This window comes from Pseudomonadota bacterium (assembly GCA_030860485.1).
In the GTDB taxonomy this organism is placed as follows: Bacteria; Pseudomonadota; Gammaproteobacteria; order JACCXJ01; family JACCXJ01; genus JACCXJ01.
In genome coordinates, this window is sequence record JALZID010000098.1 from 20,312 (window position 1) to 27,519 (window position 7,208).

4 protein-coding genes and 1 pseudogene are annotated in these 7,208 nt (G+C 62.3%); 1 reads left to right on the top strand and 4 read right to left on the bottom strand.

Going from position 1 to position 7,208, the window contains the following annotated elements:
- Nucleotides 1–167: 167 nt before the first annotated feature.
- The 4 genes from M3461_05815 to M3461_05830 form a co-directional block, all read right to left on the bottom strand.
- Nucleotides 168–1,100: a hypothetical protein gene (locus M3461_05815; GenBank protein ID MDQ3773901.1), complete on the bottom strand. Its 933-nt coding sequence runs from the start codon at nt 1,098–1,100 to the stop codon at nt 168–170.
- A gap of 391 nt (nt 1,101–1,491) precedes the next feature.
- The gene (locus tag M3461_05820) at nt 1,492–3,258 is read right to left on the bottom strand and encodes a nodulation protein nolNO (GenBank protein MDQ3773902.1); all 1,767 of its coding nucleotides are present in this window, start codon (nt 3,256–3,258) and stop codon (nt 1,492–1,494) included.
- Between the two features lie 1,269 nt (nt 3,259–4,527).
- Complete coding sequence (locus tag M3461_05825) at nt 4,528–4,869, bottom strand: hypothetical protein (protein MDQ3773903.1); 342 nt, start codon at nt 4,867–4,869, stop codon at nt 4,528–4,530.
- Between the two features lie 55 nt (nt 4,870–4,924).
- Nucleotides 4,925–5,089 (bottom strand): hypothetical protein, encoded by a 165-nt coding sequence (locus M3461_05830; GenBank protein MDQ3773904.1) that lies wholly within the window; start codon nt 5,087–5,089, stop codon nt 4,925–4,927.
- Nucleotides 5,090–6,538: 1,449 nt separating this feature from the next.
- Between M3461_05830 and M3461_05835 the strand changes: the two are divergent.
- Nucleotides 6,539–6,919, top strand: a pseudogene (locus M3461_05835) (transposase).
- Nucleotides 6,920–7,208 lie beyond the last annotated feature (289 nt).

Genomic DNA, 7,208 nt, shown 5'->3' on the forward strand with positions numbered 1-7,208 from the left:
TCGAGGCGCTCGACGCTCAATTTCACGCTATTTGCGAGCGCCAATGTCGTCCGGCTGAGCGGGGACACGGGCACGCGCGGACACCGAACCATCGGGATCACGGTCCATCCACCTCGGGCCCTCTCGGATGGTGGCGTTGCGCGATAGCCGTCGCAGGGTTTCCTTAGCTAAAGCTCATGGTCGCGCTCAACAGCGCGGCAAGGACGGGCGCAATGATGCTCAGGTACTGGGTCGCCTAGTTGCTGAGCTTGAGCGAAAGGCCTCGCTCCGAGAGCCACTGCTCCGTCTCCTCGGACGTCGTCGCCTGACCGATCTCTCTGACGAGCGCATGCGCTCGCTTGTTCAGATACAGGGCCGGGGGCACATAGGTTCCGATCAGCACTGTGGTGAACGCCACCCCCCCAATAGGCCGAAACGGACCAGGCCACGCCCGAGAGCCCGGATTGCAAGCTGGGATCGCTCACTAGACTCGATGTCCACGCGAGCCAGACGCTCATGTGCAACACCCCAACGACCATGAACACAGACGCGACGACGATGACCTTTTTGAGATTGCGCGCGCGCACCGCCATATTCTCCGGGTCGTCTTCAATCGCAAGGAATACTACCGTCGCGCATGTCGTCATCAGAATAAAGACCGGCGGGATCGTGGCGAGCACGTTGATGAGGGCGATGATCACATAGACCTTTTGCAGGAACTCGTCGCCGAAGCCTCCCTCATGCATCAGAGTCAAGTAGGTGAACCCGAAGACGAGTTGGTAAAAAACGCTCCCTTGTCCAGCGCCGAAAGCCAGTTGGCCCAGAATCGCGGCGCCGATCAGGGCGCCGACGGCGGCGGTGACGAAGAGCTGTCCTCGTCCCACCGAGCGACGCAAGGTCACGACGCAATAGAGCATTGCCACCAGCGGTACCACGATATTGAGGAGCGCGGCGGCGAACCACACCAGCCGCGCCTTGAGCTCCGCCAAGGCCTGAACGAGACCCGGTACGCGCCCCGCTTGCACCGCTGCGAGGAGCTGAGGGGTGAAGGGTTTCTCGGCATCGCCGCTGGCCTCGAACAGGACAACGGCCAGGGCGTAGAGGAGCAACGGCGGCAACATGAAGAGAAGGTGCCGGAATCGCTCGAGCGTTTCAGAATTAGCTGCAATGGGTTGCATGAACGAATGCCAAGAGAACCCGGGGGCGCAACTGGAGCGAAAGCCGGTCCGCGACCGTGCCCCGCCGGAGAAATTACGAGCAAAGGGATCCCACCTCCCTGCCCGCGTGATGGGATTCCGTACCCGCTCGTGACACTTCCGCGCGGATCGGGCCGAGTTTTTCCGGTCGGCGCTCGCACTGGAACTCATCGTTCCCTCGGCCATCGTCCGGGAGGCCGGAAATATCGTGATCAACCCGCTACACCCTCGATTTCCGGAGGTCACGATGAAGATCAGCCACACGTTTTCTTTCGATCGGCGACTTGGCAATTGAGCCGGAAGTCCTGGACCCTCCCTATTTCTCCAGAAGATAATCCTCGATCACGAGCACATCCATCCCGGTCGTATAGAACAACCCCAGGGCGTCCTCGACCGAATGGATGATGGGCTTGCCCATGATGTTGAAGCTCGTGTTCAGGACGAGCGGGATGCCGGTCAGACCATGGAAGGCGGCAATCAACTCGTAGAACCGCTCGTTCCACTCGCGCTTGACCGTCTGCACCCGGCCGGTGCCGTCCGCGTGTACCACGGCGGGCACCCGGTCGACGACTTCTTTCCTGAACCGCAGCGTTCGCTCCATATAGGGGGACTCCTGATAATCCGCGAAATACTCGTCACCGTACCGGTGCAGGATCGCGGGAGCGAAGGGCCGGTACTCCTCCCGGAACTTGACCAGGGCATTGATCCGATCCTTCATCGCCGGATCGCGGGGATCGGCCAGGATCGATCGATTGCCCAGGGCCCGGGGACCGAACTCCGCGCGTCCCTGCACCCACCCCACGATGGCACCGGATGCGAGGGCCTCGGCGGCTCTGCGATGCACCTCACCGGGGAGATGTCGAAGTCGCGGGACACGGCCGATGCGAAACAGCCGCTCGAGCGTCTCTCCGGACATCGACGAGCCGAGATAGGGCGTGTGGGTCTCTGCGCGGGACCGCCATTCTGGATGGAAATGCCGGTGGGCGAGCCAGGCGGCACCCAGGGCATTACCGTCGTCGCCCGGCGCTGAGGGGATGTGCAGCCTCTTGAAGGGGGTGCGATCGAGGATCTGGCCGCCGTAGCTCGAATTCAGGGCACAGCCACCAGAGAGCACCAGGTTCTCCGCACCCGTCGCGACGTGCAGTCGGCCGAGCAGGGCATCCATCACCTCCGAGAACACGATCTGCCAGGTATGGGCCAAATCGGCCGCCGCCAGAGGGCTTCGGTCCGGCGCGCGCCGCCGCGTTTCTAGAGCGCGCACAATGGCTCGGATCCGGCGCATGGGCGCGTAACGGAGCCCGAGGCCGACCGCGCGCACCATGGAGCTGAGCTCGCGGTAAAGGTCGGCGTCCCGTCGCCCATACGCCGCGAGACCCATCACCTTCCATTCCTCGCCCTTGAATAGCGAGAAACCGCACAGATCGGTGACCAACATATAGAGCGCGCCGAGGCTCTCGGAACCGCGGTGGCGCGCGAGCGGCGTCACCGTCCCGTCGCGGTAGGTGTAGGCCGCGACCGAGCCGTGCTCCCCGATGCCGTCGACGACCAGGCACGCTGCCTCCGAGAACGGGCTGGTGTAGCATGCCGTGGCCGCATGCGTCAGGTGGTGATCGAAATCCAGAAACGACAGCTTGCGATTACCCCAGATCTGGCGCAGGGTCAAGGCCAGATTGGCCCCCGACTTCAGGTGGCTGCTCCGCACGCAGAGCGTCAGGTGATGGATCTGGTAGGGGCGGAAAAGCAACAGCTTGGCGACGCCCCTATCCGGGAGGCGCGCGATCATGCCGGGCTCCAAGAGCCCGAAACGGCTGGCGAGTCCGATCCACGCGGGCAGGCGTGCGCTCCCCGCGCCCCACGTCCGGCCCACCACGAACTCGGCATCCGGTTCGCAGTAGGTCTCTATCAGCTCGGCGGTCTGGAAGATGTGATCGGGCTCGGCGTTGGTCGCGCGCTTGTCCTGGCGATAACGCTCGGCGGCCTCGGCGTAGCGCACCTCGCCATCCGGGCCGACGATGGCGAGGGCCGGGTCGTGAAAGGTCGTCGCGAGCCCGAAGCAATAACGTGCCATTCCTAGGCCCGCCATACGATCCGATGTACATTCGTCCCAACCGCACTCATGCAGTTTCCAGGGTTCGTCATCACCGGCGACGGCCCGTTGCAGCGAATACAGCGCCACGCGCACGGAACGGACGGCTCGGTGTAAGGCGTCGATGTTTTTGGTAAGCAAGCAACCGTGGTGTTCCAGCAACGCCACCGTGAAAAATACGAACCGCCGGGGACATACGCGCAAGCATCATGAGGCATGACGGACAGTATGCCTCATGCGCGCGTTCGGGAGGCGGGTTACGCGATTTAGCTGCCAGGCAACCAGCCGGCCTGCTCGACCCAACAGGAGCTATTGCATCACCGCGTTGAAATTCCTACCCTTCGGCCGAGCAGCGAGTGGTAGGTGCACTCGAAAACGTCCCGGACCAGCAAAAAACGCCTCATCGAGCGGTACAACCGAACCCGTACGATGAGCTTGATGACTGCGGGTAGCGCTCCGGGTTCCGCCGAAGGTGACAGGGTTTTCAGGTCGGGCGCTCCGCCTTTCAACACATGGCCACCCGGTATCGATCGGCGTCGGGCCAAGGGCAGCGCCCTGCGAGGCCCTCGAAGAGGCGCTGCGAATGGAGCCTGCCCCGCCCGCCCGCTCGATGCCACCGCAGACCTGAGAGTGATGAGAAAACCGTCGCGAGCAAAGGGAGGACGCAACGCGAGATCCGGAGCGCAGTAGTTTTCACCAACACTGCGCCCTCTCGTACGCGGTGTTCACTGCACCGCCGCCGTCCCCTTGCAGATGTCGATGTAGGCGGGTTCCGAGCGTGCGCAGGCGTTCCGCCGCGGTCCGGCCTCCGGGTAGAGCGACACCAGCATCTCCCCGACCGTTGCCTTCGGGCGGGGCTTTCCCGCACTCCTCGGCGGGCGTCGCGAACAATTCTTTCGGTGTTGCGAGGAGCGCGAAACACCAAGCGAGTGCCATGAGGCGCGGGATCTCTGCGCATCGCATGTTCATAGGGTGACTTTCCTGGGAGTGCGTAGTGTAGCAACGTGTGGTGTGTCGGTGTTGTCGATCGAGCGCCACCGGAGACCGCACTAGAATGGCGGCCTGACCCTGTCAACGCGGACGCCGGCACAAGGGATCGGCCCTGGCACTGCGCTCGCGCCGGCGCGGCTTCGTGGGAGTGCGCCGCCGCTTGAGGCCGGCGCCTCAACGGCGTTACCCCTGAGCCCCGTAAAAAAGCAGGCGGGACCCGGTTTAGCTAGCGACCAGGACCCCGCCTCCTTAGCCGAGCTTTGGCCTGGCTCAGGACTACGGCACGTTTCGCGGTTGTTCGCAGCTCGTGGCCGTATCGGCTCCGATGGCTCCGTTGCAGTTATCGTCGTTAGCCCTTCGTCCATCCATGGCGTCGTTGCCCTCATGCCCGAACAGCCGGTCGTTGTCCGTGCCGCCCTTCAAGACATCGTTTCCAGTCCCGCCGAACAGCTGGTCCTTACCCTGATTACCGGATAGCTGATCGTTACCCGCGCCTCCGCAGATGACGTCATTACCCTGGAGATCGTGAATGACGTCGTTACCGCCCCGTCCATGCATGACGTCGTTGCCCGGGGTGCCGACGAGCGTGTCGTTGCCGAAGGTCCCGGCGATGGTCACCGAAGCGGGCGGCTGAGCCAGAACACTGGATGACGGCGCCCGTGTGGGCTTGAGTTCATGACAATCCCGCTTCTTCGCTCACTAATGCGGAAATAGCGCTGTGGACGATCTGCGATACCGGCGAGAGCAGGCGGGGATAGGCGTTGAATAGGAAACCTATCGGGATCGGAAATGACAACGCCCATTGGCGCATCGGCACGCGGAATACGGCGTGATCCATCAAGTGAGCCGCCGGCCCTAAACGGAACCCGTACGAACTGCAAGGCCGCTACGGGTAAGTCATTAGCAACCGCAAAATTCGCGAAGCCCGTTTTCGACGCGTTGCGGTCCGAAACTAGGCAAAACCCTCCGGCATTCCCAGTAGCCGCGGTCGAGCCGCCAACCGACACGCATTCCGCACCGGCACCCGGGGAGTGACCTGATCCACCAAGTGGGCTGCCGTCTCGAAACGTGACCTGTAGGTACTGCAAACCCGCTACGAGTAAGTCATTGGCAACCGCAAAATTCGCGGCGCCCGCTGTCAACGTGCTGAGGTCCGAAGCTAGGCAAGACTCTCCGGCTTCCGCAGTCGTCGCGGTCGAGTCATCAACCGACACGCATTCCGCACCCATCGGCGCACCGGCACCCGGGGAATGACCTGATCCATCAAGTGGGCTGCCGTCTCGAAACGTGACCTGTAGATACTGCATACCCGCCACGGGTAAGTCATTGGCAACCGACAAATTCGCGAAGCCCGTGCCCGACGTGTTCAGGTCCGAAACTAGGCAAAACCGTCCGCCATCCCGAGTAGCCGCGGTCGAGCCGTCAACCGACACGCATTGCGCACCGGTACCCGGGGAATGACGTGATCCACCAGGCGAGCCCCCGTCCGCAAAGGTGATCTGTAGGTACTGCAGACCCGCTGCCGGTAAGCCATTGGCAACCGCAAAATATGCAAGGCCCGTTTTCGACGTGCTGAGATCCGAAGCTAGGCAAAAGGCTCCGCCATTCCCAGTAGCGACGGTCGAGCCGCCAACCGACACGCATTGCGCACCCGTCGGTGCACCGGCACTCGGGAAAGGACGTGATCCAGCAAGTTGGCTGCCGTCTCGAAACGTGGCCTGTAGGAACTGCAGACCCGCCGCGGGTAAGCCATTGGCAACCGCAAAATATGCAGAGCCCGTTTTCGACGTGCTGAGATCCGAAGCTAGGCAAAAGGCTCCGCCATTCCCAGTAGCGACGGTCGAGCCGCCAACCGACACGCATTGCGCACCCGTCGGTGCACCGGCACTCGGGGAACGACGTGATTCACTAAGTGAGCTGCCGTCTCTAAGCGGGACCCGTGGGAGCTGCGAGGCTGCTACGTCTGCGTCATTGGCAACCGCAGGATCCGCCAAGTCCGTTGTCGACGTGCTGTGGTCCGAAGCTAAGCAAAACTCTCCGGCATTCCAAGTAGCGGCGGTCGAGTTATCAACCGACTCGCATTCTGCCCCGAATTCCTTGGCGCCCAACGCCGTGTTTTGGAGGGGAGAGGGAGTAGTTCCTTGTAATCCGGCGGAGGTATCGAGGTCAGCCGCCAGAGCGAGGGCGGACGACACTGTGACGGCCAACACACTACCTAACAACGTGCCTTTTTTTTTCATCGTATTTGCCCTAATCAATGCCCAATCGGGGCAGGGTATGACACCTGCGGCTGGCGGATCTCTTGCGGTACAACCTGCGCAGCGTGCGGAGCTACCTGCTCAAGGAGGACTTCCAGTTCTTCTGGGGCTACCGCTCGCCCTATTGGGCCGGGTGCTTCCTCGACCGATGGTGCATGCGCACGATGCGATCGAAGATCGGGCCGATGAAGCGCGTCGCCCGCATGTTGTGGGGCCATCGACCGCTTATCCTCAACTGGTTCCGAGCCAAAGGCCCGCTCTCGAGCGGCGTGGTCGAGGGCTTCAACGCTAAAGCCAGACTCACTACCAGAAAGGCCTATGGTTTTCGGACCTATCACGGGCTGGAAGTCGCTTTGTATCATACACTTGGCGCCCTACCCGAGCCGAAGTTTACCTACAGATTTTCCTGAGGAGGCTTTTATTGTATCCTCGATGGGGCGAGGCGCAACTCAGGGATCGCCCATGGTCTTCCCGGTACGGTTGCTATCGTGCATGGGAAACACCGGATAGGGTGCGGTTCGGCGTTACGCTTGCTGCGACGGTTGTCTTCTTGACGGGGGGCTCGTAGAATGCCTAGCAGCCTGTCGGACTAAGGTTGAACGGTACAGCGGCGGCGCAGGTGCTGAGCGGGACCATCGTTGGTCGAACGGTCATTGATGCTGTAGGGACGGTGAAATGATGATGATCGGATCGATCCCT

Excerpts from the sequence above, each read along its gene's own strand:
- M3461_05830 (MDQ3773904.1), bottom strand. The coding sequence starts at position 5,089 with ATGGATCACGCCGTATTCCGCGTGCCGATGCGCCAATGGGCGTTGTCA.
- M3461_05815 (MDQ3773901.1), bottom strand. The coding sequence starts at position 1,100 with ATGTTGCCGCCGTTGCTCCTCTACGCCCTGGCCGTTGTCCTGTTCGAG.
- M3461_05820 (MDQ3773902.1), bottom strand. The coding sequence starts at position 3,258 with ATGGCGGGCCTAGGAATGGCACGTTATTGCTTCGGGCTCGCGACGACC.